General features: G+C 65.5%; 26 protein-coding genes. 17 read left to right on the forward strand and 9 right to left on the reverse strand.

What is annotated here, in order from left to right; genetic code table 11:
* Positions 1 to 18: 18 nt before the first annotated feature.
* The 8 genes from EAX62_RS08245 to EAX62_RS08280 all read left to right on the forward strand — a co-directional run bounded on the left by EAX62_RS08245 (position 19) and on the right by EAX62_RS08280 (position 6,879).
* A complete protein-coding gene (locus tag EAX62_RS08245; protein ID WP_121901213.1) occupies positions 19 to 696 on the forward strand; it encodes a helix-turn-helix transcriptional regulator in 678 nt (225 codons plus the stop codon).
* Between the two features lie 7 nt (positions 697 to 703).
* Positions 704 to 2,149, forward strand: a complete 1,446-nt coding sequence (gene sufB / locus EAX62_RS08250) for a Fe-S cluster assembly protein SufB (RefSeq protein ID WP_121901214.1) — start codon at positions 704 to 706, stop codon at positions 2,147 to 2,149.
* The gene (gene sufD / locus EAX62_RS08255; RefSeq protein ID WP_407703313.1) at positions 2,136 to 3,401 is read left to right on the forward strand and encodes a Fe-S cluster assembly protein SufD; all 1,266 of its coding nucleotides are present in this window, start codon (positions 2,136 to 2,138) and stop codon (positions 3,399 to 3,401) included. Before sufB ends, sufD begins: the two co-directional genes overlap by 14 nt.
* A complete protein-coding gene (locus tag EAX62_RS08260; RefSeq protein ID WP_121901215.1) occupies positions 3,398 to 3,739 on the forward strand; it encodes a non-heme iron oxygenase ferredoxin subunit in 342 nt (113 codons plus the stop codon). The genes sufD and EAX62_RS08260 overlap by 4 nt, the downstream gene beginning before the upstream one ends.
* A 6-nt stretch (positions 3,740 to 3,745) precedes the next feature.
* The gene (sufC, locus tag EAX62_RS08265) at positions 3,746 to 4,516 is read left to right on the forward strand and encodes a Fe-S cluster assembly ATPase SufC (protein WP_121901216.1); all 771 of its coding nucleotides are present in this window, start codon (positions 3,746 to 3,748) and stop codon (positions 4,514 to 4,516) included.
* 276 nt (positions 4,517 to 4,792) lie between these two features.
* Positions 4,793 to 6,040, forward strand: coding sequence for a cysteine desulfurase (locus EAX62_RS08270; protein WP_199711208.1), 1,248 nt, complete (start codon positions 4,793 to 4,795; stop codon positions 6,038 to 6,040).
* Positions 6,041 to 6,050: 10 nt separating this feature from the next.
* Positions 6,051 to 6,494 (forward strand): Fe-S cluster assembly sulfur transfer protein SufU, encoded by a 444-nt coding sequence (sufU, locus tag EAX62_RS08275; protein WP_121901218.1) that lies wholly within the window; start codon positions 6,051 to 6,053, stop codon positions 6,492 to 6,494.
* A gap of 1 nt (position 6,495) precedes the next feature.
* Positions 6,496 to 6,879: a metal-sulfur cluster assembly factor gene (locus EAX62_RS08280; protein WP_121901219.1), complete on the forward strand. Its 384-nt coding sequence runs from the start codon at positions 6,496 to 6,498 to the stop codon at positions 6,877 to 6,879.
* Here EAX62_RS08280 and EAX62_RS08285 read toward each other — a convergent pair.
* Entirely contained in the window at positions 6,876 to 7,805 is a 930-nt protein-coding gene (locus tag EAX62_RS08285) for a sensor histidine kinase (RefSeq protein ID WP_158600592.1), read from the reverse strand. The genes EAX62_RS08280 and EAX62_RS08285 overlap by 4 nt on opposite strands.
* Positions 7,806 to 8,104: 299 nt before the next feature.
* Complete coding sequence (locus EAX62_RS16695) at positions 8,105 to 8,257, reverse strand: hypothetical protein (RefSeq protein WP_158600593.1); 153 nt, start codon at positions 8,255 to 8,257, stop codon at positions 8,105 to 8,107.
* A gap of 251 nt (positions 8,258 to 8,508) precedes the next feature.
* Between EAX62_RS16695 and EAX62_RS08290 the strand changes: the two genes are divergently transcribed.
* Complete coding sequence (locus tag EAX62_RS08290; protein WP_121901221.1) at positions 8,509 to 8,880, forward strand: hypothetical protein; 372 nt, start codon at positions 8,509 to 8,511, stop codon at positions 8,878 to 8,880.
* A gap of 38 nt (positions 8,881 to 8,918) precedes the next feature.
* Here the strand turns inward: EAX62_RS08290 and EAX62_RS08295 are convergent, their stop codons facing one another.
* Positions 8,919 to 9,560, reverse strand: coding sequence for a response regulator (locus EAX62_RS08295; RefSeq protein ID WP_147454062.1), 642 nt, complete (start codon positions 9,558 to 9,560; stop codon positions 8,919 to 8,921).
* 166 nt (positions 9,561 to 9,726) lie between these two features.
* Here EAX62_RS08295 and EAX62_RS08300 point away from each other — a divergent pair, with 166 nt between their 5' ends.
* Complete coding sequence (locus EAX62_RS08300) at positions 9,727 to 10,557, forward strand: alpha/beta fold hydrolase (RefSeq protein WP_121901223.1); 831 nt, start codon at positions 9,727 to 9,729, stop codon at positions 10,555 to 10,557.
* A gap of 95 nt (positions 10,558 to 10,652) precedes the next feature.
* Here EAX62_RS08300 and thpR read toward each other — a convergent pair whose 3' ends face one another.
* Positions 10,653 to 11,207 (reverse strand): RNA 2',3'-cyclic phosphodiesterase, encoded by a 555-nt coding sequence (thpR, locus tag EAX62_RS08305; RefSeq protein ID WP_158600594.1) that lies wholly within the window; start codon positions 11,205 to 11,207, stop codon positions 10,653 to 10,655.
* 74 nt (positions 11,208 to 11,281) lie between these two features.
* Here thpR and EAX62_RS08310 point away from each other — a divergent pair, with 74 nt between their 5' ends.
* Positions 11,282 to 12,880, forward strand: coding sequence for an ABC-F family ATP-binding cassette domain-containing protein (locus EAX62_RS08310; RefSeq protein WP_121901225.1), 1,599 nt, complete (start codon positions 11,282 to 11,284; stop codon positions 12,878 to 12,880).
* Between the two features lie 116 nt (positions 12,881 to 12,996).
* Positions 12,997 to 14,427, forward strand: a complete 1,431-nt coding sequence (locus EAX62_RS08315) for a phosphoglucomutase/phosphomannomutase family protein (RefSeq protein WP_199711209.1) — start codon at positions 12,997 to 12,999, stop codon at positions 14,425 to 14,427.
* A 104-nt stretch (positions 14,428 to 14,531) separates the two neighbouring features.
* On the opposite strand, the gene EAX62_RS08320 is transcribed toward EAX62_RS08315, so the two are convergent.
* The 4 genes from EAX62_RS08320 to EAX62_RS16700 all read right to left on the reverse strand — a co-directional run bounded on the left by EAX62_RS08320 (position 14,532) and on the right by EAX62_RS16700 (position 18,543).
* Positions 14,532 to 16,472 (reverse strand): acyltransferase family protein, encoded by a 1,941-nt coding sequence (locus EAX62_RS08320; RefSeq protein ID WP_147454063.1) that lies wholly within the window; start codon positions 16,470 to 16,472, stop codon positions 14,532 to 14,534.
* Between the two features lie 141 nt (positions 16,473 to 16,613).
* Complete coding sequence (locus EAX62_RS08325) at positions 16,614 to 17,438, reverse strand: putative RNA methyltransferase (protein ID WP_121901227.1); 825 nt, start codon at positions 17,436 to 17,438, stop codon at positions 16,614 to 16,616.
* On the reverse strand, positions 17,435 to 18,214 hold the full coding sequence (locus tag EAX62_RS08330; RefSeq protein WP_158600596.1) for an SURF1 family cytochrome oxidase biogenesis protein: 780 nt from the start codon (positions 18,212 to 18,214) through the stop codon (positions 17,435 to 17,437). Before EAX62_RS08330 ends, EAX62_RS08325 begins: the two co-directional genes overlap by 4 nt.
* Positions 18,211 to 18,543 carry a DUF3099 domain-containing protein gene (locus EAX62_RS16700; RefSeq protein ID WP_158600597.1) on the reverse strand — a complete coding sequence of 111 codons (333 nt, stop codon included), beginning with the start codon at positions 18,541 to 18,543 and terminating at the stop codon, positions 18,211 to 18,213. The genes EAX62_RS08330 and EAX62_RS16700 overlap by 4 nt, the downstream gene beginning before the upstream one ends.
* A 90-nt stretch (positions 18,544 to 18,633) precedes the next feature.
* Here EAX62_RS16700 and fabG point away from each other — a divergent pair, with 90 nt between their 5' ends.
* The 5 genes from fabG to EAX62_RS08360 all read left to right on the forward strand — a co-directional run bounded on the left by fabG (position 18,634) and on the right by EAX62_RS08360 (position 22,800).
* Positions 18,634 to 19,344, forward strand: coding sequence for a 3-oxoacyl-ACP reductase FabG (gene fabG / locus EAX62_RS08340; RefSeq protein WP_121901229.1), 711 nt, complete (start codon positions 18,634 to 18,636; stop codon positions 19,342 to 19,344).
* Between the two features lie 75 nt (positions 19,345 to 19,419).
* Positions 19,420 to 20,193: an enoyl-ACP reductase FabI gene (fabI, locus tag EAX62_RS08345; protein ID WP_121901230.1), complete on the forward strand. Its 774-nt coding sequence runs from the start codon at positions 19,420 to 19,422 to the stop codon at positions 20,191 to 20,193.
* Between the two features lie 47 nt (positions 20,194 to 20,240).
* A complete protein-coding gene (locus EAX62_RS08350; protein WP_121901231.1) occupies positions 20,241 to 21,035 on the forward strand; it encodes an ABC transporter ATP-binding protein in 795 nt (264 codons plus the stop codon).
* Complete coding sequence (locus tag EAX62_RS08355) at positions 21,028 to 21,522, forward strand: NfeD family protein (RefSeq protein ID WP_121901232.1); 495 nt, start codon at positions 21,028 to 21,030, stop codon at positions 21,520 to 21,522. The genes EAX62_RS08350 and EAX62_RS08355 overlap by 8 nt, the downstream gene beginning before the upstream one ends.
* Positions 21,523 to 21,561: 39 nt before the next feature.
* Entirely contained in the window at positions 21,562 to 22,800 is a 1,239-nt protein-coding gene (locus EAX62_RS08360; RefSeq protein WP_121901233.1) for an SPFH domain-containing protein, read from the forward strand.
* 12 nt (positions 22,801 to 22,812) lie between these two features.
* Here EAX62_RS08360 and EAX62_RS08365 read toward each other — a convergent pair whose 3' ends face one another.
* The gene (locus EAX62_RS08365) at positions 22,813 to 23,778 is read right to left on the reverse strand and encodes a bile acid:sodium symporter family protein (RefSeq protein ID WP_121901234.1); all 966 of its coding nucleotides are present in this window, start codon (positions 23,776 to 23,778) and stop codon (positions 22,813 to 22,815) included.
* Positions 23,779 to 23,849 lie beyond the last annotated feature (71 nt).

Here is a 23,849-nt window from a genome sequence, read left to right on the forward strand (position 1 = left end):
GATCGGGAGGAGGGTGACATGCAGCACAACGAACCCGATGACCGCTCGACACGTCAACGCGTCATTGATTCTGTCCTCCAACACGGGCCATCCACCGCAACGCAACTTGCCGGACGCCTCGAGTTGACGCCGGCCGCCATTCGCCGCCATCTCACCGCACTGTTGCTGGACGGCACTCTCCTCGACAGCGAGCAGCGAGTGTACGGCGCGAGGGGACGGGGCAGGCCGTCCAAGGTCTTCTCACTCACCGACCTCGGCCGCTCGGAGTTTCACCACACCTACGACGCACTGGCCATCTCTGCCATGCGTCGCCTTCGCGACACCGCCGGTGCCGACGCGGTGCGTGAGCTTGCCGCAGAACGGCTCGACGGCGTGGAGCAGCGCTTCCACGAGATGCGCGCCGCCCACCCCGAGCGCCCGGCCGTGGATGTGCTGGCCGACAGTCTGGCGGTCAATGGTTACGCCCCAGCTGTCAAGCCCGTCGCATCCGGTGACCAGTTGTGCCAGCACCACTGCCCGGTGGCCCACGTCGCCGCGGAGTTCCCCATTCTTTGTGAGGTGGAGACAGCGCTGTTCGCTCGACTGCTCGGCAGTCACGTCCAGCGCCTCGCCACCATCGCCCACGGCGATGGCGTGTGCACCACACACGTGCCGCATCCCGTCACCACCAAGTCCATCGCAACCAGCAGGAAGTGAATCCACCATGACTCAGACAGCACCGCAGCAGGCACCCGGTCTGGGCGCCACGCAGGACGAACACCTCGATGCGCTCGCCAATTACCAGTGGGGTTGGCACGACAGCGACAGTGCCGGCGCCACGGCCAAGCGCGGCATCAACGAGGCCGTCGTCAGCAACATCTCGGCGCTGAAGGACGAGCCGGAGTGGATGCATGACATGCGTCAGAAGGGCCTGAAGCTCTTCCGCAAGAAGCCCATGCCCACCTGGGGCGCGGACCTCAGCGGCATTGACTTCGACAACATCAAGTACTTCGTACGCTCCACGGAGAAGCAGGCCCAGACCTGGGAGGACCTGCCCGAGGACATCAAGAACACCTATGACCGTTTGGGCATCCCGGAGGCCGAGAAGGCACGCCTGGTGTCCGGCGTTGCCGCGCAGTACGAGTCCGAGGTGGTCTACCACAAGATCAACGAGGAGCTCGAGCGCCAGGGTGTCATCTTCATGGACACCGACACCGCGCTCAAGGAGCACCCGGAACTCTTCAAGGAGTACTTCGGCACCGTCATTCCCGTCGGTGACAACAAGTTCGCCTCGCTGAACACCGCCGCTTGGTCGGGTGGCTCGTTCATCTACGTGCCCAAGGGCGTCAACGTGGAGATCCCGCTGCAGGCCTACTTCCGGATCAACACCGAGAACATGGGCCAGTTCGAGCGCACGCTCATCATCGTCGACGAGGGCGCCTACGTGCACTACGTCGAGGGCTGTACCGCGCCCATCTACTCCAGTGACTCGCTGCACTCCGCGGTGGTCGAGATCATCGTGAAGAAGAACGCCCGCTGCCGCTACACGACCATCCAGAACTGGTCGAACAACGTGTACAACCTCGTCACCAAGCGCGCCACCTGCGACGAGGGCGCCACGATGGAATGGATCGACGGCAACATCGGCTCCAAGGTCACCATGAAGTACCCGGCCGTCTACCTCATGGGTGAGCACGCCCGTGGAGAGACCCTGTCCATCGCCTTCGCGGGCGAGGGCCAGCACCAGGACGCCGGCTCGAAGATGGTGCACTGCGCGCCGTACACGTCGAGCTCCATCGTGTCGAAGTCCGTGGCACGTGGAGGCGGGCGCTCCTCGTACCGCGGCCTCGTGAAGGTGGAGCCGGGGGCACACCACTCGAAGTCGTCCGTCATGTGCGACGCGCTGCTCGTGGACCAGATCTCCCGCTCGGACACCTACCCCTACGTCGATGTGCGCGAGGACGAGGTGTCGATGTCGCACGAGGCCACGGTCTCAAAGGTGTCGGCCGACCAGTTGTTCTACCTGATGAGCCGTGGCATGGGGGAGTTCGAGGCCATGGCCATGATCGTGCGCGGCTTCGTCGAGCCCATCGCACGTGAGCTGCCCATGGAGTACGCGCTCGAGCTGAACCGTCTCATCGAACTGCAGATGGAGGGTGCGGTCGGCTGACGCCACCACCCCACCGCCACCGCCTCCACGAAAGAAAGTACACAGATTGTCCACCACCGCTGACACCATTTCCAACGCTGCCGCCCCCCAGGCCGTAGCACCCAACGTGGCATCGGCCATCGAAACGGTCGACTCACACCTGCACCCCACCCCGTCGTGGGACATCGCTGACCACCCCGTCCCGCATGGCCGTGAGGAGATCTGGCGCTTCACGCCCATCAAGCGGTTCAAGGGGCTGTTCTCCGACGAGCCCAGGACCGACTCCCTCGAGTGGAGCAGCGACCTGCCCGAGGGCGTCACCATGGAGCCCATCACTCCTGAGCAGGCACACGCGCTGTCCGTAGAGGCACCCGTCGACCGGGTCTCGGCCCTGGCTGCCAAGAACGCAGCCAAGGCCTACCACCTGAGCGTGGCTGCCAATGCGGAGATCGCCGACCCCGTGATCCTCAATGGCAAGGGCACCGGCTCCGCCGTGGCCGACCATGTGATCATCAGCGTCGGAGCCAACGCAGAGGCAACCATCGTGTTGCACTACACCGGCTCGGGCAGCTACGCGGAGAAGACGGACATCATCGTCGGCGACGGCGCACGCCTGAACCTGGTGACGCTGCAGGACTGGGCCGATGACGCCGTGCACGGCGGGCAGCGGTCGCTGCTCGTGGGCCGAGACGCCCGCGTGAAGACCATCACGGCCTCCATGGGCGGCGACGTTGTCCGGTTGCAGGAGAACTCCCGTTTTGCCGGGCCCGGTGGAGAGGTGGAGGCCTACGGCCTGTACTTCGTCGACGCCGGTCAGCACGTCCAGCACCGCCTGTTCGTTGACCACAACGAACCGCACACCAAGAGCAACGTCGACTACCGCGGCGCTCTTCAGGGCAAGGGTGCGCACTCCGTCTGGATCGGGGACGTCCTCATCCGCAAGGAGGCCGAGGGCATCGACACCTACGAGTCGAACAAGAACCTTGTGCTGACTGACGGTTGTCAGGCGGACTCCGTGCCGAACCTCGAGATTGAGACGGGCGAGATCGCTGGCGCCGGCCACGCCTCGACGACCGGGCGATTCGACGACCTGCAGCTGTTCTACCTACGCAGCCGGGGCATCACCGAGTCAGAAGCTCGCCGACTCGTCGTGCACGGCTTCTTCTTCGACATCATCCGCCGCATCGGCGTGCCGAAGATCGAGGACCAGCTGATGGAGCAGGTGGAGCGCGAGCTCGAGCAGGCCGCCATCACGCAGGCACTCGAGTCGTGAGCTTCCAAGCAGTCGCCGACGTGTCCGAGGTGACGGCCGACCGGCCTCTGGCCGTGGAGGTCGATGACCTCGACATTGCCATCGTCCTCCACCAGGGCGAGTACTTCGCCCTGGTCGACGAGTGCACCCACGGCGCGGTTCCCCTCAGCGAGGGCGACGTGGAGGACGGTGCCATCGAGTGCTACCTCCACGGCTCGGTCTTCGACCTGCGGACCGGAAGGCCGCGCTGCCTGCCTGCCACGGAAGCCGTGAAGGTGTTCCCCTGCCGTGTCGACGGCACGTCCATCGAGGTGGACATCGACAACCCCATCAACCAGCACGCAACTTCAGGAGCCTGAAAACCCATGTCCACACTCGTCATCTCTGACCTGCACGTCGACGTCCTGACCGAGTCCGGTCCCAAGGAAATCCTCAAGGGTGTCAACCTGACCGCCAGGCCGGGTGAGATCCACGCCATCATGGGCCCCAACGGGTCGGGCAAGTCGACGCTGGCCTACGCCATTGCCGGCCACCCCAACTACAAGATCACCAGCGGCTCAGTGACCCTCGACGGTGTCGAACTGACCGAGATGACCGTTGACGAGCGCGCTCGCGAAGGCCTGTTCCTGGCCATGCAGTACCCCGTCGAAGTACCGGGCGTCTCCGTCGCCAACTTCCTCCGCACCGCCAAGACTGCGCTGGACGGCGAAGCACCCAAGATCCGCACCTGGGTCAAGGACGTCGAGAAGGCACTCGGCAACATGCAGCTGGACAAGACGTTCTCGGCACGCTCCGTCAACGAGGGCTTCTCCGGTGGCGAGAAGAAGCGCCACGAGATCGCCCAGCTCGAGCTGCTGAACCCCAAGGCCGCCATCCTTGACGAGACCGACTCCGGCCTCGACATCGACGCGCTGCGCGTCGTCAGCGACGGGGTCAACCGCTTCACCGCCTCCGGTGATCGTGCGCTGCTGCTGATCACGCACTACACGCGCATCCTGCGCTACATCGAGCCCACGTTCGTGCACGTCTTCATCGACGGCCGCATCGTCGACGAGGGTGGCCGTGAGCTGGCGGACAAGCTCGAGGCCGAGGGCTACGAGTCCTACGTAAAAGCCGCCGCCGCTGCTGTTGCCTGATCGGATCCCGGCCCCCGGCATCCGCCTGGCTACGTTGTCGATCGGTCGCGGTACGTTCGTACAGCTTCCCTCCTCCGCCTTGCCAGCGCGGCGCCGGAGACCGGGACCCTGTTTGGTCTTGGCGCAGGATTGAAGATCGAGCGCTTGAACGGATTCAGTCTCCGCCTTGCCAGCGCGGCGCCGGAGACCGGGACCCTGTGGTCCCCTTGATGGATGCTCCAAAGAAAAAACATGATCAATAGGCGCGACTCAAGAAACACGATGAAAGGGGTGGTTGTGATGTTGGACGTTGAGAAGGTCCGGAAGGACTTCCCGATACTCGGCCGGACCGCCGGTGAGTACCCCTTGGTGTACTTGGACTCCGCGAACACGTCGCAGAAGCCGCAGGTGGTCATTGACGCGATCGCTGAGCACTACGGCCAGCACAACGCCAACGTCGCCCGCGCCATGCACATGTTGGGAGCCGAGGCCACGGAGGCATTCGAGGGTGCCCGGTCCGGCCTCGCCCAGTTCATCGGCGCCGAGCGAAGCGAAGAGGTGGTGTTCACCAAGAACGCCTCCGAGGCCCTGAACCTTGCGGCCAACACCCTGGGTGCGAGCCTGAAGCCCGGTGACGAGGTGGTGATCTCCGTCATGGAGCACCACTCCAACATCGTTCCGTGGCAGCTGGTGTGCGAGCGCACGGGTGCAACCCTGCGGTGGTTCGACATCACCGACGAGGGGCGCCTCGACCTCGAGGGCGCCGAGCGCGAGCACCTCATCAACGAGCGCACCAAGATTGTTTCACTGACGTCGGTGTCCAATGTGTTGGGTACTCACAACCCCATCACCGACATCGCGCGCCAGGCGCACGAAGTGGGAGCCGCCATGGTGGTGGACGCCTCACAATCCGTGCCCCACCGCGTGACGGACGTCTCCACGCTCGGCGCCGACATGGTCTGCTTCACGGGCCACAAGATGTGCGGTCCCACGGGCATCGGCGTCCTGTGGGGACGCCACGACCTGCTGGAGAAGCTGCCGCCGTTCCTCGGAGGCGGCGAAATGATCGAGGTGGTGGAGATGGCGCGTTCCACCTTCGCGCCCCCGCCGTACCGGTTCGAGGCGGGCACACCGCCCATCGCACAGGCCGTGGGCCTCGGTGCAGCCGTGGACTATCTCTCGGGCATCGGCATGGCAGCCATTGCCCAGCACGAAGAGACCATGACGGCGTACGCGCTGGACAAGCTCACCTCCATCGACGGGCTCGTCATCCTCGGCCCCACAGAGGCTGTGGACCGGGGGAGTGCCATCTCGTTCAACCTGGCCGACGTTCACCCGCACGACGTGATGCAGGTGCTGGACTCCCGAGGGATCGCCATTCGCGGGGGCCACCACTGCGCGCGGCCGCTGCATCGCCGCCTGGGACACCAGTCCTCGACGCGCGCCTCTTCGTACCTGTACACCACGACGTCGGAAATCGACGCCCTCGCGGATGCCCTCGTGTTCACCCGCAACTACTTCGCACCCCGGTTCAACCAAGGCTGATACCAACACCGTGAACATTGACGAGCTGTACCAGACCATCATCCTCGACCACTACCGCGAGAAGCACCACACCGGTCTGCGCGAGCCCTATGACGTGCAGGTTCACCACGTGAACCCGTCATGCGGCGACGAGCTGACCTTGCGCGTGTCCCTCGCCGGCGACGTGATCAAGGACGTGTCCTATGAAGGTGAGGGGTGTTCCATATCGCAGGCCTCGACGTCGGTGATGACCGACCTCGTGATCGGTGAGACGGTGCGGCACTCGATGGGTTTGTACGATGATTTTCTTGAGATGATGCAGTCCAAGGGGGAGATCACCCCCGATGAGGATCGCTTCGAGGACGCCATCGCATTTGCGGGCGTTTCCAAATTTCCGGCGCGCGTCAAGTGCGCCCTGTTGTCATGGTCGGCGCTGAGAGACGCCGTCGGCCAGGCCAGTGACAAGGAGTCCTGATATGTACCAGAACGACACCCAACGTCCCAGCGACCTCGTCAAGGACGAACTCCCCGACGTGGACGTCGCGCGCGCCGTCCCCTCCGAGGAGGAGATCGAGGAGGCGATGAAGGACGTCGTCGACCCTGAGCTCTTCGTCAACATTGTTGACCTTGGGCTGCTCTACGGGGTGACCGTCGACGATGAGGGCAACGTCACGCTCGACATGACGCTCACCTCGCCGACGTGCCCGCTCACCGACAAGATCGAGTACGACACGCGCTACGTGCTGGAGGGCCTCGCGAAGTCCGTGACGGTGAACTGGGTCTGGCTGCCGCCGTGGTCGCTGGAAAAGATCACCGACGACGGCCGCGAGCAGCTGCGGGCCATCGGCTACAACCTCTAGGAATTCGCCTTCTCGGCGAACAGCGGTTCAGCCACAGGGAAGGTCGCCGGTTGGCTGCCGTTGGTCTCCATGCCCAGGGGCAGCGTCGCCTGCAGCACCCAGCGACCGTTCTTCAACTGCACGGAACAGGTGCCGTCCAGGAGGGTCAAGCGCTCCTGGACACCCGTGAGTCCGAAGCCCTGGCGCACACTCTTGCTGTTCTGCCGCACGTTGGTGAACTCACCCACCACGTTTTCTGTCCCCTGGACGATGGAGAACGTGCAGCGTGTGCCTCGTTTGGCGTGCTTCACGATGTTGTTTGCGGCCTCCACCGTGATCGCGGCCAGCGTCTGGCACCGAGCTGCGCTCAGCTTCGTGATCCGGAGATCCAGGGACACGATGAAGCCCTCTCCCCGCAACCGTTCAGCCTGAGCATTCACTGCCTGGCGCAATGACTCAACATCTGCCAAGGGCCCAGGGGTCACATCCCTTTCGGGCGCGTCGCGCAGTGCCGACAACAATTGCCGCAGGTCGTGCGCGGATGAGCGGCATTCATCGGCGATCCGCTCGAGTTGGTCTTTCGCGAGCGGCGACAGAGCCGGATCGCTCATCACGATGTTGGCACGCATGGCCGCACTCGACAGGGTCTGTGCCACGCTGTCATGCAACTCTCGGGCGAGGGACACTTGAAGGTCCTGGAGGCGCTGCTGACCCGATTCACGTTCACGTTGAATGCCCTTGTCGGCAAACCGGAAGGCAGTTCCGCCCGCCCAAGCCACGACAAGGACGACGATCAGTAGTATGGACGTGGACCAGCGGTATGAGGCTTCCTGCACCGCATTGCGGACGAGACTCAGATAGGCCAAACCTCCGAACCCCAGGGCCAGAGGGAGTTTCCACGTCAAATCCATTCTCGCCGCGGCGAAAATATTGATGTAGAAGGACATCCCACTGATGCTGGGAAGAACTCCCGGGAAGGGGAGCCACACCGCCAGACCGACAGCCGTCAGGACAGCTCCAGCGACCGGCCAGCGCCTCGATAAGGCAGCTCCAGTGCACGAGACCACGTCGATGACCCACATATAGGGCCACTCGTCTCCACTGTTGATGAAGAGGGCCAGACCAAGAACGACGGCAGCGGCGACCGGTTCCAGCCACATTGCAGTGCTCGGTCTGGGCTCGGCGTCATTCATGGATCGCGAGTCTAGTGCCTCGCGGTTGAGGGCTCCCATTCGCGGGGTGTGAGTCACCAGCGGCAGAGCCAGGGAAGGTAGTTGCAGTAACCGGGCTTCGATGCCAGGAGGCGGAGGCGCAAGGAGCTGCGCAGTGCGCTCTTCACTGTGAACGCGACGTAGGGGAGTGCGATGAGTGCGGGGGTGAAATCATCTGGCGAGAACATGTAAGCCTCCGGGGGAAGTGGTTGTGTCACCCTGACCGTATTGCCACGTCGACGTTGGAAGCCACTGAAACAGACATCTGACAACACCCGTTGAGGTGAAGCTGCACAAAGTCAACGCATGGATCAACTTTGGGGGACACGGCCCTCTTGGCGGTTGCCGGGTTCCCGTTCTGCATTGCGTGTGCCCCATCCATGGGGTGTCATTGGGAACGTCGAAGGCCTTTCAGCCCGACCGGTAAGAGGGGTGGGACATGGACTTCAGTAGGTTTGACGGCACGTATCTTGCCATAGCTGGTGTGATGTTGATGCTGCTGGGCGTCCAGAGCCTGATGGTTACACGGCGTCGAGCGTGGCTTGGAGTTTTCGTACCGGCTGTGTATGTTGGGATTCTTGTCTACCTGGGCGCGACGGGCAGAGTATCATCCTTGGCCGACTTCGTCGTCTCAGCCCTGGGCCTACTCGGTCTGGTGGCGTGGTGGGCAAGCGCGCGTGAGTCGAGGAGTCAGAAGTCCGAAGAGGACCAACACCTCGTCATCACCTCATGGACCGCGGCGGACTCCGGTGTTTCGTTCCCCCCACCGGGCACAGGAGTCCGCCGCCATTCTCATGTTCGGGTCGGCTGACCAGTCCTCCCAGGACGCGGGACGGCCGACCCGGCGACTCAAATCTCCACAAGGCCCCATTCGTGGGCCTTCGCTGCAAGCTGTGCGCGGCTTCGACAGTCAGTCTTCTTCAACAGACGGCTGATGTAGGTCTTGACCGTGCTGGGAGCCAGGAAGACGGCGGCTGAAATATCGCCGTTGTCCAGCCCCCGACCCACGAGGCGCACCAACTCCAGATCCATGTCGCTGAGGTCGGACGGCGGCTGATTGTGGCGCTGGAACTGGCGCAGCACGCTCGCGAGAAGCTTCGGGGACACGAGCGCGTCGCCGTGATAAGCGCATCGGATGCCATGAATCAGCATGTCGGGAGGGTCCACCTTCAGCAGGAACCCACTGGCTCCTGCCTCCAGGGCTGTGCGCATGGTGTTCTCGTCACCGAGCACCGTGAAGCACAGGACCCGGGGCGGATCGGGCAGCGCGAACACGTGGCGGATGAGCTCGACGCCGGTCATGTGGGGCATGTGGATGTCTGTGAGCAGGACGTCCGGTTTCAGGGACTTCACCAATTCCAGAGCTGGTTTGCCATCGGGGGCCGACCCGACGATCTCAATGTCGTCAACACGGGCGACGTAGCTCTGGATCGCCAATTGCGCCAGAGGATCGTCCTCGGCCACGACCATGCGAATTGTTGGTTTGGACACCGTTATCCTCCTTTGACGCGGCGGGGGAAACCGCGCACCCAGACATGTTAGGGCCAAACATGTCTACACCTGGCAGCCCGAGCGTGAAAACGCTCCCGCAATCGGCATTGTGCATCGTTTCGTGGGGTAGCGTCGGGCCACCACCCCTTGTGAGCAGGAGGCAACGATGCCAGACATCACCACCACGGGAGACAGGCCCGTCACGCTGCACTACACCGACACAGGCGGGGGTGGGCGCGCCATCGTCCTGATCCATGGCTGGCCGCTCTCAGGGGAGGCGTTCCGCACCAACATCCCAGCCCTGAGCGCCGCCGGCCTGCGGGTCATCACGTACGACCGGCGAGGATTCGGCCAGTCCGACAAGCCCTCCGGCGGATACGACTTCGACACGTTGTCCGCGGATCTTGCGGACCTCATGTCAGCGCTCGACCTCCAGGACGCGGTGCTGCTCGGATTCTCCATGGGCGGTGGGGAAGTGGCGCGCTACATCGGCACCCACGGGACGGGACGCCTCGCTGGCGTCGTGCTGTCCAGTTCGATCTGCCCTGCACTGGCCGTCACCGACGACAATCCTGATGGCGCCATGCCAGTGGAAGCGTTCCAGGACATGGCCAGGCAGTGCGCCGCCGACCATCCCGGATTTCTTGACCAGTTCACCACGGCCTTTTTCAGCAACGAGGACGGACTGACGGTGTCGGAAGCCACCAGGCAGGAGGCGCTCGCGATCGCGTTGCAAAGTGATCCAGGGGCCGCGAGCATGACCATTGAGGCCTGGGCCACGGACCTGCGCGACGACTGCGCAGCCATTGACGTCCCCCTGCTGGTACTGCACGGCGACGGCGACCAGAACGTTCCCCTGGCTGCTTCCAGCCAGCGGCTGCCGGAGCTCGTGAGCGGCAGCAGCCTGCACATCGTCGCAGGGGGCCCGCACGGCCTCAACCTCTCCCACCAGGCCGAATGGGAGCAGGCCGTGGTGGAGTTCGTCGCCGGTCTCTGAGGCAGTCGGTCCGGGTGCCTCATGATGTCGGTCCCATCGCGCTGACACGAAATGTCACGGCCTTCATGGTCCAGTGAGCCGCCGACAGCCATGACTCAACCCCTCAATGGGTGCCGCTCCACGACGGAGTAGCGGGCAGGCTGTTGGTGCCCGCCCAGGGTCGATTCGATGAGCAGCAGTTCCGAGACCGTCCAGGGCGTGCCGCGGAATGCGTCCAGCTTCTCCAACCAGAGTTCCCCATGCCGGGCGGGTCTGTGGCGCGACACGGTCAGGTGGGGACGGAAGTGCTGTGACGATTCCACCCTCGCCCCGCTGCGGTGACAGGCCGCGAGGGACCCGGCCGCCAGGGCGATGAACGACGGGAGGTCGCCGTCGACACCGATCCACATGGGGGTCGCTGCCCCCGATCTGGCGAACGAGCCGGCGCCGCTGAGCCGCAGATCAAGTGGTGGGGTACGCGTGGCGAGTTCCGTCAGGGCATCGTGCAGCGCACCGACCTGCTCGGCTTCCACCGCAGGCATGAAGCTCAGCGTGATGTGCCACTTGTCAGGCGCAACCCACCGTAGCCCTGTCGAAGAGATACCGCTGGCGTCGAGGAAGTCCTCGAGTTCCGTCAGTTGCAGGCGTGGGGGCGACACTGCAGTGAACATTCTTCTTGTCCCCATGTAGCCATGCAACCACATGGAATGGGGTGAAAGACGTTCAGCGCGTAGCATGGTCCCTCGTGTTGCAGGTCAAAGATGTTGAAGTACGCGCTGGTGCGCGGTTGTTGTTGTCCGCAGTGTCCTTTCAGGTCATCGGTGGCGATCGAATTGGGCTCGTGGGGAGAAATGGCGCGGGCAAGACGACGCTCACCCGCATCCTCGCCGGCGACGCCCTTCCGGTGTCGGGTCTGGTGACCCGAACCGGCCAGCTCGGCTACCTCCCCCAGGACCCCCGCTCGGGAGATCCGGAGCAGCTCGCACGTGATCGCATCCTCGGTTCCCGGGGACTGGACCATGTCATGAGGCGCCTGCGTGAGGCCGAAGTGAAGATGGCCGAATCCGAGGGCGATGACCGTGAACAGGCCATGGCCGCCTACACCCGCGCCGAGAACGCGCTCCAGGCCGCGGGAGGCTACGCCGCCGAGGCCGAGGCTGCGCGGATCTCCGCCAACCTCGGGCTCCCGGACCGTGTGCTGGACCAACCGGTCTCCACCCTCTCCGGTGGACAGCGTCGCCGCGTCGAGCTTGCGCGGATCCTGTTCTCCGACGCTGAGACCCTCTTGTTGGACGAACCAACCAACCACCTCGACGCGGACTCCATCGTCTGGTTGCGGAGCTACCTCCAGAACTTCTCCGGCGGCCTCATCATCATCAGCCACGACACCGAGCTGCTGAATGCTGTGATCAACAAGGTGTTCCATCTCGACGCCAACAGGGCCGAGATGGACATCTACTCGATGAACTGGAAGCGCTACCTCCTGCAGCGCGAGACGGACGAGAAGCGACGCAAGCGTGAGCGCGCCAACGCCGAGAAGAAGGCCGGCCAGCTCATGATGCAGGCCGACAAGATGCGGGCCAAGGCCACCAAGGCAGTTGCCGCCCAGAACATGGCGAAGCGGGCAGACCGGTTGCTGGCAGGGCTCGAGGGCGAACGCCAGAACGACCAGGTGGCCAAGATCCGGTTCCCCGAACCGGCGCCGTGCGGCAAGACGCCTCTGCGTGCGCTCGACCTGTCCAAGGCCTACGGCTCCCTGGAAGTGTTCACAGCCGTCGATCTGGCCATCGACAAGGGCTCCAAGGTGGTGATCCTCGGCCTCAACGGTGCCGGGAAGACCACGATGCTGCGCATCCTGGCAGGCATTGAGGACCCGGACACGGGCAGGCGCCTGCTGGGACACGGTGCCAAACTCGGCTACTACGCGCAGGAACACGAAACGCTTGACGTGTCGCGCAGCGTGCTGGAGAACATGACCTCCGCGTCCCCGGACCTCAACGACACGCAAGTGCGCAAGGTGCTGGGATCATTCTTGTTCAGCGGTGACGACGTCGAGAAGCCGGCGCGAGTTCTCTCCGGCGGGGAGAAGACACGCCTGGCCCTGGCCATGCTCGTGGTGTCAGCCTCCAACGTGCTGCTGCTCGACGAGCCCACCAACAACCTCGACCCCGCGTCCCGCGCCGAAGTGCTCTCCGCGCTGCGGACCTACGCCGGCGCCGTCGTCCTCGTGACGCACGACCCCGGCGCCGTGGAGGCGCTGGAGCCCGACCGTGTCCTGGTGCTGCCCGACGGTGTCGAGGACCTCTGGGGCGACGACTACTCGGAGCTGGTCTCCCTGGCCTGATGGGGGCACGTGCCTTGCCATTCACGTGAGATGGCAGGTGGACGGCCCACATGCTCGTTTCGCCGGTCACCCGGGGGTGTGTCACTAGTCTGGAGACTCATCAGCGACGAGGAGAGATGATGGCACGCATCAAGTTCGGTACGGGTGGTTGGCGGGCAATCATCGGGGATGAATTCATCCGAGCGAACGTGAGGCTGCTGTGCGGGGCCCTGGCGCAGCGCATCATCGACGAGGGTGTCCAGGAGGCTGGCATCGTCATCGGCTACGACCGTCGGTTCCTCTCCGACGTGGCCGCCGAATGGGCCGCCGAGGTGTTCGCCGGAGCCGGCATCACCTGCCAGCTCATTCGTGTGGCCCAGGCCCCGACGCCTCTGATCATGTGGACTGTCAAGGACCGTGAGCTGCCCTACGGCATGGCCATCACCGCCTCCCACAACCCGGCGCTGTACAACGGCATCAAGGTGTTCACGGCGGGCGGCAAGGATGCCGACGAGGACGTCACGCTGGATGTGGAGCGGCGCATGGAGGCGCTGGAGGGTGCCGGCGAGGCCGAGTTGCCCAGCATCGACTACAAAAAGGCACTGGCCAGCGGCGCCGTCAGGGAAATCGACTCGTTCAATGGCTACATCGACTCCATCATCTCCCAGGTGGACATGGACGCCATCCGGAACGCGCACCTCAAGGTGGCGCTGGACCCGATGTTCGGTGTGTCGCGCACGTCGCTGCAGACCATCCTGCTGACGGCGCGCACCGAGCTGGACGTCATCAACGACCGACACGACACGCTCTTCGGCGGTGCACTGCCCTCGCCCACCAGTGCGGGTCTGTCCATGCTGAAGCGCTACGTGGTGGAGAACAAGTGCGACATCGGCATCGCCACCGACGGTGACGCCGACCGCATCGGTGTCATCGACGACAAGGGCAACTTCCTCCACCCGAACCAGCTGCTGGTGATCCTCTACTACTACCTGCTCAGGTACAAGGGATGGGAGGGCCCGGTTGTCCGCAACGTGGCCACGACATCCCTGCTGGATGACGTCGCGGAACGCTTCGGCCAGAAGTGCTACGAGGTGCCCGTCGGCTTCAAATGGATCTCCGGCAAGATGCTGGAGACCGACGCCATCATCGGCGGCGAATCCTCCGGCGGCCTCACGGTACGAGGCCACATCGCAGGCAAGGACGGCATCTACGCGGCCGCCCTGCTCGTGGAGATGATCGCCGTCGTGGGCAAGTCCATGAGCGAGATCTACGACGAGATCACCGGCCAGTTCGATCCCCACTACATGGCGGAGACCGACTTCTCGTTCCCCATGGAGCGCAAGCCCGAAATCCTCACGACGCTCATGGTGGACAAGCTGCTGCCGGAGTTCACCGCCGAGGTCACCCACACGTCCTACGCCGACGGCTGCAAGGTGTACTTCACCAACGGCTGGATCATCGCCCGCTTCTCGGGTACCGAGCCGCTGCTGCGCATCTTCTGTGAAATGCCGAACCAGATCGAGGCGGAGCGCGCCTGCGACGAGTTCCGGGCGTTCCTGGGCCTGTAAGGACACGACGGAGAGCGGCCAGCGGGGTTCCCGCTGGCCGCCTCGCCACGTCTGGGGGACGCCGTGCGTCCTCCGGTGATGGCCGTGCGTGACCCGCGGTCGGCTCAACCGTTGGCGGCCTCGAAGACCCTCTCGATGATCGCCTCGGCGATGCCGGGCATGAGCTTCTCGTCGCTGAAGTGGCTGCCGTCCTTGCGCGTCAGTACACCGTCGTGTTCGTCATCGCAGGGGACGCCATCATCGGTGCAGTACAGGTCGTCGACGCCGATGACGGTGACGCGGTCATTGTCCTTGGCGAAGGCCTGGACCATGGCATTCCATCGCTGGCGGTACTCGTCGTGGTGGGCCAGGCGGTCCAGGAAAGGATGGCAGTCCTCGGGGGTGCAGGCCGCGTAGACGCCCACGCCGATGCGGTCGGTCGCCACCATCACCAGGGTGGCACCGTCGGAGCGCAACCGATCGGCTGCCACCTGCAGGTTGTCCGCGGTGATCTTCCAGAAGCGTTCGGTTTCCGGCCCGATGATCTCGCCGTCGACACGCATGTCGGCGAGCTCGTACCGGCTCCACCACACGACCGTGCCGGGGTGGAACTGCTCGAGTGCCTGGGTCTGGAAGCCGATGACGCCGGAACACACGACGTCGGGCTTGCCCACGTAGAGCGGGATGTCGATGCCACTGGGCGCACACCCACCGGCCGTGGCGCTCGCGATCCGCAGGCCCCGCCCGGCGGCGGCCTTTTCCAGCTCAGGATTGAACCGCTGGGGCACGGAGTCGCCCACCATGAGGACGATGTTGCGGTTGAGGGTGTCACCCGGCCGGAGCTTCTGCAGGACGGGGGACAGGGGGGTGCCACCACCGAAGCTGACCGCCACCAGCATGGTGACCAGCAGCACCACCGCCAGCACTGCCGAGCGCTTCGCCGTGAACCACTTCCACGTGCGCACGGGCATCTCGACGAGGTGGTACGAGGCCGCCGCAGCGGCCACGGTGAGCACGACCACGGCCAGGGCGCGGATCCACCGAAAGCCCTCCCGGTCGCCGATGATCCAGATGGCCAGGGGCCAGTGCCACAGGTACAGGCCATAGGAGATGCGGCCGAGGTAGGCGATCGGCTCCCATCCCAAGACCCGTGCCAGCAGTCCCTGACCCTGCGCCAGCACGAGGCCGACGATCAGGAACAGGGCGCCGACGCTGAACGCGAGCGCACCCCACTGGTAGTAGAGGGCGGGCGGGCCGTCGAGGAAGGGGAACAGCGCCAGCATGACGCCCACACCGATCCACCCCAGCAGCCGGTGGTGGCGGGTCAGCCACTGCTTGATGCCGGGGTTGGTGAGGAGGATGGCGGCGAGGGCGCCGAGGAGGGGTTCGAAGGCCTTGGCGTCGGTGCCCATGTAGGCGCGGTCAGGGAACGCGGGGTCGTACACCGCGTACAGCGTCACGGCGGAGGCGATGATGAGCACCACGGTGAGCCACCCCGCCACGTGGCCGAACAGCTTGACGTGGCCCTCAGGGGTGCTCTGGCGGCGACGACGCGTGATGAGCAGCGCCACGCCCAGGGTCGCCAGCAGAATCAGGGGCCAGGCCACGTAGAACTGCTCCTCGACGGCCAGCGACCACATGTGCAGCAGTGGCGACGCCGCACCTGTGTCGGAGAAGTAGGAGTTGGCGGCCATCAGGTGCCAGTTGGCCACGTAGAGGAGCGTCCACCACAGGTCCGTGCTGACGCTGCGGATCTGGTACAGCGGAGCGATCCACAGCATCCACACCGTGACGGCAGCCAGCGTCAGCAGGGCGGCCGGCATCAACCGTTTGAACCGCCTCAACCAGAAGCCACCGAGGCTGATGCGGCCCTTGCGCTGGGTCTCCCGCATCAGGCCGGCCGTGATGAGGTACCCCGACAGGACGAAGAAGATGTCCACGCCGATGAACCCGGCAGCGGCGCGGGGGGCGGAGACGTGGAACAGGATCACGAGGAACACCGCGATGGTGCGGATGCCGTCGAGTGCAGCCATGCGGCGCGCGCCGTGCGGGCTTGTCGGGGTCACCGAGGCTGTTGTCACGTGGAACCGGTTCTTTCAGACGTCGTGGTGGACCTCACCCTGTGACGGGTGCTGCAGGACCACGGGTCACGTTATCAGCGGGGGCCGGTGATCAGACCCTCTCTGAGGCCGTGTGTGGCGTCCACTTCAGGGCGCAGCGGGCGCCTGCAGCACGGCGCAGGTGACGGATACCCTCACCGTCGCAGGTGGGGTGTCCGCATCGCCACCCGGCCTACGCGAGTGGAAGGCGTTGGGTCCCATGCCAATGAGGTCGGCCACTTCTGCCCCGGTGAGGGCTGCGTCGTAGGCGACGTCGGTGCTCGCGACGTGCTCCAGATGACCGTGCGACGAGGCCGCCAGCCTCTCCAGCTTGTCATCCCCGACCCCGAGGAGGCCGTGGGTGCGACGGAGTTCTCGGAGGTGGTCCGGGGCTGGCATGACCACTACCGCCCGCCCGCCCGGCCGGAGCACCCGGGCGAACTCTGCAGGGTTGCGGGGGGCGAAGATGCACAACACCGCGTCCACGGAGTTGTCGGCCAGTGGCAGCCCCGACCAGGTGTCGGCGACAACCGACGCCATTCTCGGGTGGGCTTTGGCAGCGCGGCGGCAGGCGGGCACCGACACGTCCGCGGCCACCCCCACGGCGTCGGCCAGACGGTCCAGCACTTCGGCGAGGTGGTGACCGGTGCCGGCGCCCACCTCGAGGAGACGGTTGGCCATGGGGAGGGCTGCCAGAACGGCGGCGGTGATGGGTGCATAGTGCCCTGCTGACAGGAACCTGTCTCTGGCGGCCACCATGTCGGCGGTGTCGGCGTTGGCGGGTGCCGCACGGCCCAGGAGGTTCACGTACCCCTGGCGGGCCACATCGAAGCTGTGGTGATCAGCGCAGTGCAGGGTCCTGTCCGCCAGAACCAGGCTGTGGCCGCACACGGGGCACAGCAGCCACGGCGCCGCCGTGGACAGTGCCGTCACCGCACCGCCGCTTCCTCGTCGACGGGCCGCCCTCTGGCGGCTCGGAGCGCGGCCTGGCGCTGCGCCTTGCGGCGGTCTGCCAGGTCGGCCCGGATCAACACGAAGATGCCTCCCACGGCGATGACACTGAAGGAGAACCACTGCAGGGCGTAGGAGAAATGGTTGCCCTCTGAGGGCTCCGGGGGCGTGATGGGCTTGAGCTCCGGACCGTTGGCGGGGGTCGACTCAGTGAGGCTGACGTAGCCCGGCAACACGTCGCGCCCCAGCGACTCGGCGATGGCGCCGGAATTGATGAGCCGCACCTTGAAGTCGTGCGGCACGATGGCGGTGTCGTCACCCCGCTCGTCCCGGCGCAGGTAGCCGATGACCTCCACCTCGCCGGCGGGCGGTGCGGGCAGGATCTCCGTGTCAGCGCGGCCCACCTGCCGGGGGATGAAGCCCCGGTCAACGACCACAGCGACACCGGTGTCCGTCTCGAGGATCGCAGCGACCTCAATGCCGGGGCCGTCCTGGTTGCGGTAACGCACCTGGTACTGCTCCCCGGTGTAGGTGCCGGTCACGCGTACGCGCTGCCACTGCCCGGTCTCGGCGACGGGCTCGCCCATGACATCCGTGTAGTCAACGACGGGCTCGTCCCTGTTGGCTGCCACCACGTCGTTGCGCTCCCGGGTGCCCTCCAGTCGGTCCAGTTGCCATTCGCCCAGTCGGATGAACACCAGTGCCAGCAGGATCAGGAACACGGCAAGCGCAACCCATCGCAGCACCAGCTTCTTCACGCCACGTCCTCCTCGATGTCGCCCTCGATCACCTGTTGTGAGGGTAGGGCCAGACGGCCAGTCTCCTCCTCGGGCTCGGGTGACGCCAACGGGGGAGGCCGGTTGTCGGTGGCGTTGGCGAACAGCACAGCGAAGGCGGGGAGGATGGCTGCGCCCACGAGGGCCGCCACCTTCCACCAGCCCGGCACCACCAGAAATGCGATGAAACAGGCAGTGCGCAGCACCATGGTGATGAGGTAGCGCTTGTTGCGCTCGTCGATGTCCAACGTGCGGCTCCGCCCCGCGCTGGTGATCAGCGTCCGGTCGGACTCGGGCTTGTTGGCTGGCACTGTTTCAGCATAGTTCTGCCCACCAACCGTCCCCTGTGTTACGCCATCGCCTTCCCGTGCCGGGCGCCGCGGGTGCGATAGGTTGTGGCCGTGCAGGAATCTCGCGTTGTGCTGATCACTGGTGGCTCCAAGGGCATCGGCCGGGTCATCGCCGAATATTTTCGCGACGCCGGGTACCGCGTCGCCGCCACACACCGCACTGGTTCTGTACCCGAGGGCGTGCTCGGCGTGGTCTGTGATGTGACGGACCAGGCCCAGGTGGATGCGGCGTTCACGACGGTGGAGGCCGAGCTCGGCCCCGTGGAGGTCCTGATTGCCAACGCCGGCGTCACCAAGGACACCCTCGTCGCCAGGATGTCTGATGACGACTGGAACAGCGTCATCGACACCAACCTGACAGGCACGTTCCGCGTGGTGCGTCGGGCTGCACGCCCCATGACCCGTGGCCGCTTCGGCCGGATCATCCTGGTGTCGTCGGTGGTGGGGCTCCTCGGCTCGCCCGGGCAGATGAACTACGCGGCCTCCAAGGCGGCGCTCATCGGTATGGCGCGCAGCCTCACCCGCGAACTGGGCAGCCGCAACATCACCTGCAACGTCGTCGCACCCGGGTTCATCGATACCGACATGACCGCGGTCCTGCCTGCGGCGACGATTGACGGCTACAAGGCACGCATCCCTGCAGGCAGGCTGGGTGACTCCGCCGACGTCGCCGCCGCGGCCCTGTTCCTGGCCGGCGACGGTGCAGGCTACATCTCCGGTGCAGTAGTACCGGTCGACGGCGGCCTCGGCATGGGCCACTGACCCCGGGCTTCCGCCCATCCACCGCAGCGACCCACCCCACCTCACCCCACCCCGACACTCCTGGAGAAGACACCCATGGGAATCCTTGAAGGCAAGAACATCCTGGTCACCGGCCTGACCATGAACACCTCGATCGCCTACGCCGTCGCCGACATCGCCCAGCGCGAGGGCGCCAACGTGGTGGTGTCCTCGGCCGGTCGTGCAGTCTCGTTGGCGCGCCGCGTGGCGGGTCGTCTGAACCCCGTGCCGCCCGTCATCGAACTGGATGTCACGGACGCGGCACACCTCGAGGCGCTGCCCGGTGTGCTGGCCGAGTACTTCACCGGCGGTCTTGACGGTGTCGTCCACTCCATCGCCTACGCCAATCCCGAGACCGCACTGGGTGGCAAGTTCCTCGAGACGGGGTGGGACGACGTCGCGCAATCCCTGCACGTCTCCGCGTATTCGCTGAAGAGCCTGACCATGGCCGTCAAGCCGTTGTTGAACCGCGGGGCCGGGATCGTCGGATTGACGTTCGACGCCACGGTCGCGTGGCCCACCTATGACTGGATGGGCGTGTCCAAGGCCGCCCTGGAGTCCACGTCCCGCTACCTCGCTCGCTACCTGGGCCCCGAGGGGATCCGTTCCAACATCGTCGCTGCGGGCCCCATCGATTCTGTGGCCAAGAAGGCCATCCCGGGTGCCAACACCTTCAACGACATCTGGGCAGCACGTGCCCCGCTCGGCTGGGACGCGTCGGACGGCACCGCGACTGCCCGCGCCGTGGTGGCCCTGCTGTCCGACTGGTTCCCCGCCACCACCGGTGAGATCGTGCACGTCGACGGCGGTCTGCACGCCACCGGGGCCTGAGGCCCGTCGGTCCCGTCTGTGTCTCCACAGTCGGGTAGGTTTGACGCATGGCAGCGGTGGCAGAACTTGCGGGCGTGACGATCACTCGGGGAACATCCGTGCTCCTCGATTCGATTGATCTGACCATCTTCGAAGGTGAGCGGTGGGTGGTGCTCGGGCCCAACGGTGCGGGCAAGACCACGCTGTTGCAGGTTCTGGCCGCACACATGTACCCCAGCGACGGTGTCGTCGGCCTGCTGGGTGACGTGGTGGGCACCGTTGACGTGTTCGAACTCCGGCCCCGCATCGGGCTGACCTCCGCCGCGCTGGCGGACCGCCTGCCCCGTGGGGAGCGCGTGCTCGACGTCGTGGTCTCCGCTGCGCACGCGGTCCTCGGCCGCGGCAACGAGGAGTACGAGCAGATGGACCTGGAGCAGGCAAGGAACCTCCTGTCCGATCTGCGGATCGACCATCTGGCCGACCGGACCTTCGGCACCCTCAGCGAGGGGGAGCGCAAACGGACGCAAATCGCGCGGGCACTCATGACCGATCCCGAACTTCTTCTCCTCGACGAGCCCGCCGGTGGCCTCGACCTGGCGGGGCGTGAGTCCCTGCTGCTCACGCTGTCGGAACTGTTCGTCGATCCTGACGCTCCCGCGACGGTGCTCGTCACGCACCACGTGGAGGAGATCCCCGAGGGCGTCACGCACTGCCTCCTGCTGGCCGACGCCACCGTTGTCGCGGAGGGGCCCATCCGCGAAACCCTGACGGACGAAAACCTGAGCAGGACCTTCGACATGCCGCTGCATGTGACCGAGTTGGACGGTCGATGGAGCGCGCGGTCGGTGTCACGCCATGGGTGAGGACGGCCTCTTCGGGTGGCTCGCCGCCCACGCCTGGGCCTTCTGGGGCGTCATCGCCCTCGGCCTGGCAGCCGCTGAACTGTTGACGCTCGACCTGACCCTGTTGATGCTGGCGGCAGGGGCCGCCGCCGGAGGCGCAACCGCACTCGTGTTCCCGGGGGTGTGGTGGCTGCAGGTGGTGGTGGCCATCGCCGTCGCCATCCTGACGCTCGCGGTGCTGCGGCCCACGTTGTTGGCCAAGGTGCGCAACGCACCCGGCTACCGTTCCTCCCTCGAATCCATCGTGGGAAGCTCGGGTGTCGCCACCGCGCAGATCACGGGCTCGGTGGGTGAGGTGAAGGTGCAGGGGCAGGTCTGGGAGGCCCGCAGCTTCGACCCCTCCATCACCGTCGCGCCCGGCCAGGACATCGAGGTGTACGGGCTCGAGGGCATCACACTGATCGTCTATCCCGTGGAGCACCTCACCCGTGAACTTGGCGCGGACTGACCAGACCATCCACTCGACTCTTTGACCTCTGGAGGAAAAATGCCGTATGTACTACTCGGCTTGGTGATCGTCGTCGTCCTGCTGTTGTCCATGACGCTCAAGATCATCCGGCAGCAGCATGTGGGCATCGTGGAGCGACTCGGCAAGTACCGCCGCAAACTGGAACCGGGCCCGCACCTCGTGATCCCCATCTTCGACAAGATCGTTCATGACCTTGACGTGCGCGAGGAGGTCGTCCCCTTCCCGCCGCAGGGCGTCATCACCGAGGACAACCTCATGGTGTCCATCGACTCCGTCATCTACTTCCAGATCGTCGACCCCGTCCGGGCCGCCTACGAGGCGCAGGACTACCGGGGAGCCATCGAGCAACTCACCATGACCACGCTGCGCAACATCATCGGCGGCATGGACCTGGAGACGGCCCTCACGTCGCGCGACGAGATCAACCAGAAGCTGCGCATGGTGCTCGACGAGGCCACCGGCAAGTGGGGCATCAAGGTCAACCGCGTCGAGCTGCGCGCCATCGACCCGCCCGCCACCATCCGTGACGCCATGGAAAAGGGCGCCCGCGCCGAGCGGGACAAGCGCGCCACCATCCTGATTGCCGAGGGACAACGCCAGTCGCAGATCCTGAGCGCCGGCGGTGACCGCGAATCAGCCATCCTGCGGGCACAGGGTGCCCGCGAGGCGGCAGTGCTGGCAGCGCAGGCCGACAGGCAGGCGGCGATGCTGCGCTCGGAGGGTGAGGCGCAGGCCATCACCACCGTGTTCAACGCCATCCACGCTGGCCAGCCGGACCAGTCGCTGCTGGCCTACCAGTACATGCAGATGCTGCCGAACCTGGCCAAGGGTGACTCCAACAAGATGTGGATCATCCCCAGTGAGCTCAACGACGCGCTGAAGGGCCTGGGACAGGTGGCCGGCGCTGCCATCAGTGGCGTGGAAGCACCCGACTACAGCCCCCGGGCGGGTGGTAACTTCACGGCACCGGAGAAGGTGGACGTCCAGGCTGAGATTGAGGAGCAGACGCGGCTGGACCGGGAGCGCTCCAAGGAGACAGTGCAGCAGGCCATCGACGAAGCGCGGTCACTCGACAACCCCGGGCTCGGAAAACGCGGTAGCAAGCTGGGCGGCAAGTCCGTTCTCGACACGATCGGGACCACCCCGCAGCTGGATCAGCCGCAGCGTGGAGCGCAGGACATGGAAACTCTCGAAGACGCACCCACTGAGAAGGTGGGCGATGACTCGAGCCCGTGGGCGGATCCGCAGGAGAACTGACCGGGGACTGGATCAGGCCGGCTTCTGCTGGTCTGCCAGGCGCTGGGAGATGACGGTGCAGGCCATCAGCTGCGCCTGATGGAAAACCATCAGCGGCAGCACGATGAGCCCCACCGCCTGACCGGCGAAGAGCACGCTGGCCATGGGTACGCCCGTGGCCAGCGATTTCTTTGTCCCGCAGAACATGATGGCTATCCGGTCCTCGCGGCTGAAGTGCAGCACCCCGCCGAGCCACCAGGTGAAGGCCAGCATGACTGCCAGCAGGATCAGGCACAGCGCGATCATGACGAGGAATTCCATGAGGTCCACGCTTCGCCACGCCCCGGTGGCGAAGAAGTCGGAGAATGCGCCGTACACCACGAGTGCGATGACGAACTGGTCCAGCTGCTTGATCCTCTTGCGGTGACGGCTGACGAATGAGGCCGTCACAGGGCGGGACAACTGCCCCAGCACGAACGGCAGGAGCAGCTGCAGCAGGACCGCCACGAACGAATCCAGGCTGATGGTCCCGCCGCCGGCCGACGGCAGGATCAACACCGCCAGCAGGGGAGTCAGGATCACCCCGAGCAGGTTGGAGGCCGTGGCCGAGACCATGGCCCCGGCCACGTTCCCGCCCGCGATGGACGTGAACGTGATGGAGGACTGGACCGTCGATGGCACCAGGCAGAGGTAGGCGAACCCGAGGGCCAGCGAGGGCCCGATGAGTCCGTCGGGCAGCGCCAGGATCCCGAGGGCAACGAGGGGGAAGAGCACGAACGTGACGCCCAGGATGAGCAGGTGCAGCCGCCAGTGACGCAGTCCCGCCCATGCCTCCGCGAGCGACAACCGGGCGCCGTAGCCGAAGAACAACGCGAAGATGGCGGCGGTGGTCGCCCGGTCCACGACGCCGGCGGCGGAACCCGTGGCAGGCAACAGCAGTGCGAGCAGGGCGGATCCCACGATCATGAGGAGGAAGGTGTCGATCCGCAGCTTTGACATGCCTGTCCTGTCATGGGGGAGGAGATGTGTCGTCGGGAACAAAACGACCGCCGTCCACACTATCCACAGCG

Source organism: Tessaracoccus antarcticus, from assembly GCF_003688855.1.
Lineage (GTDB): Bacteria > Actinomycetota > Actinomycetes > Propionibacteriales > Propionibacteriaceae > Arachnia > Arachnia antarctica.

Coding starts and splice junctions, on each gene's coding strand:
- EAX62_RS08365 (WP_121901234.1), bottom strand. CDS start 23,778: ATGTCAAAGCTGCGGATCGACACCTTCCTCCTCATGATCGTGGGATCC.
- EAX62_RS16695 (WP_158600593.1), bottom strand. CDS start 8,257: ATGTTCTCGCCAGATGATTTCACCCCCGCACTCATCGCACTCCCCTAC.
- EAX62_RS08315 (WP_199711209.1), top strand. CDS start 12,997: ATGATGGCACGCATCAAGTTCGGTACGGGTGGTTGGCGGGCAATCATC.
- EAX62_RS08290 (WP_121901221.1), top strand. CDS start 8,509: ATGGACTTCAGTAGGTTTGACGGCACGTATCTTGCCATAGCTGGTGTG.
- EAX62_RS08355 (WP_121901232.1), top strand. CDS start 21,028: ATGGGTGAGGACGGCCTCTTCGGGTGGCTCGCCGCCCACGCCTGGGCC.
- EAX62_RS08285 (WP_158600592.1), bottom strand. CDS start 7,805: ATGTCCTTCTACATCAATATTTTCGCCGCGGCGAGAATGGATTTGACG.
- sufB (WP_121901214.1), top strand. CDS start 704: ATGACTCAGACAGCACCGCAGCAGGCACCCGGTCTGGGCGCCACGCAG.
- fabI (WP_121901230.1), top strand. CDS start 19,420: ATGGGAATCCTTGAAGGCAAGAACATCCTGGTCACCGGCCTGACCATG.
- thpR (WP_158600594.1), bottom strand. CDS start 11,207: ATGTTCACTGCAGTGTCGCCCCCACGCCTGCAACTGACGGAACTCGAG.
- EAX62_RS08280 (WP_121901219.1), top strand. CDS start 6,496: ATGTACCAGAACGACACCCAACGTCCCAGCGACCTCGTCAAGGACGAA.
- EAX62_RS08300 (WP_121901223.1), top strand. CDS start 9,727: ATGCCAGACATCACCACCACGGGAGACAGGCCCGTCACGCTGCACTAC.
- EAX62_RS08360 (WP_121901233.1), top strand. CDS start 21,562: ATGCCGTATGTACTACTCGGCTTGGTGATCGTCGTCGTCCTGCTGTTG.
- sufC (WP_121901216.1), top strand. CDS start 3,746: ATGTCCACACTCGTCATCTCTGACCTGCACGTCGACGTCCTGACCGAG.
- EAX62_RS08350 (WP_121901231.1), top strand. CDS start 20,241: ATGGCAGCGGTGGCAGAACTTGCGGGCGTGACGATCACTCGGGGAACA.
- EAX62_RS08245 (WP_121901213.1), top strand. CDS start 19: ATGCAGCACAACGAACCCGATGACCGCTCGACACGTCAACGCGTCATT.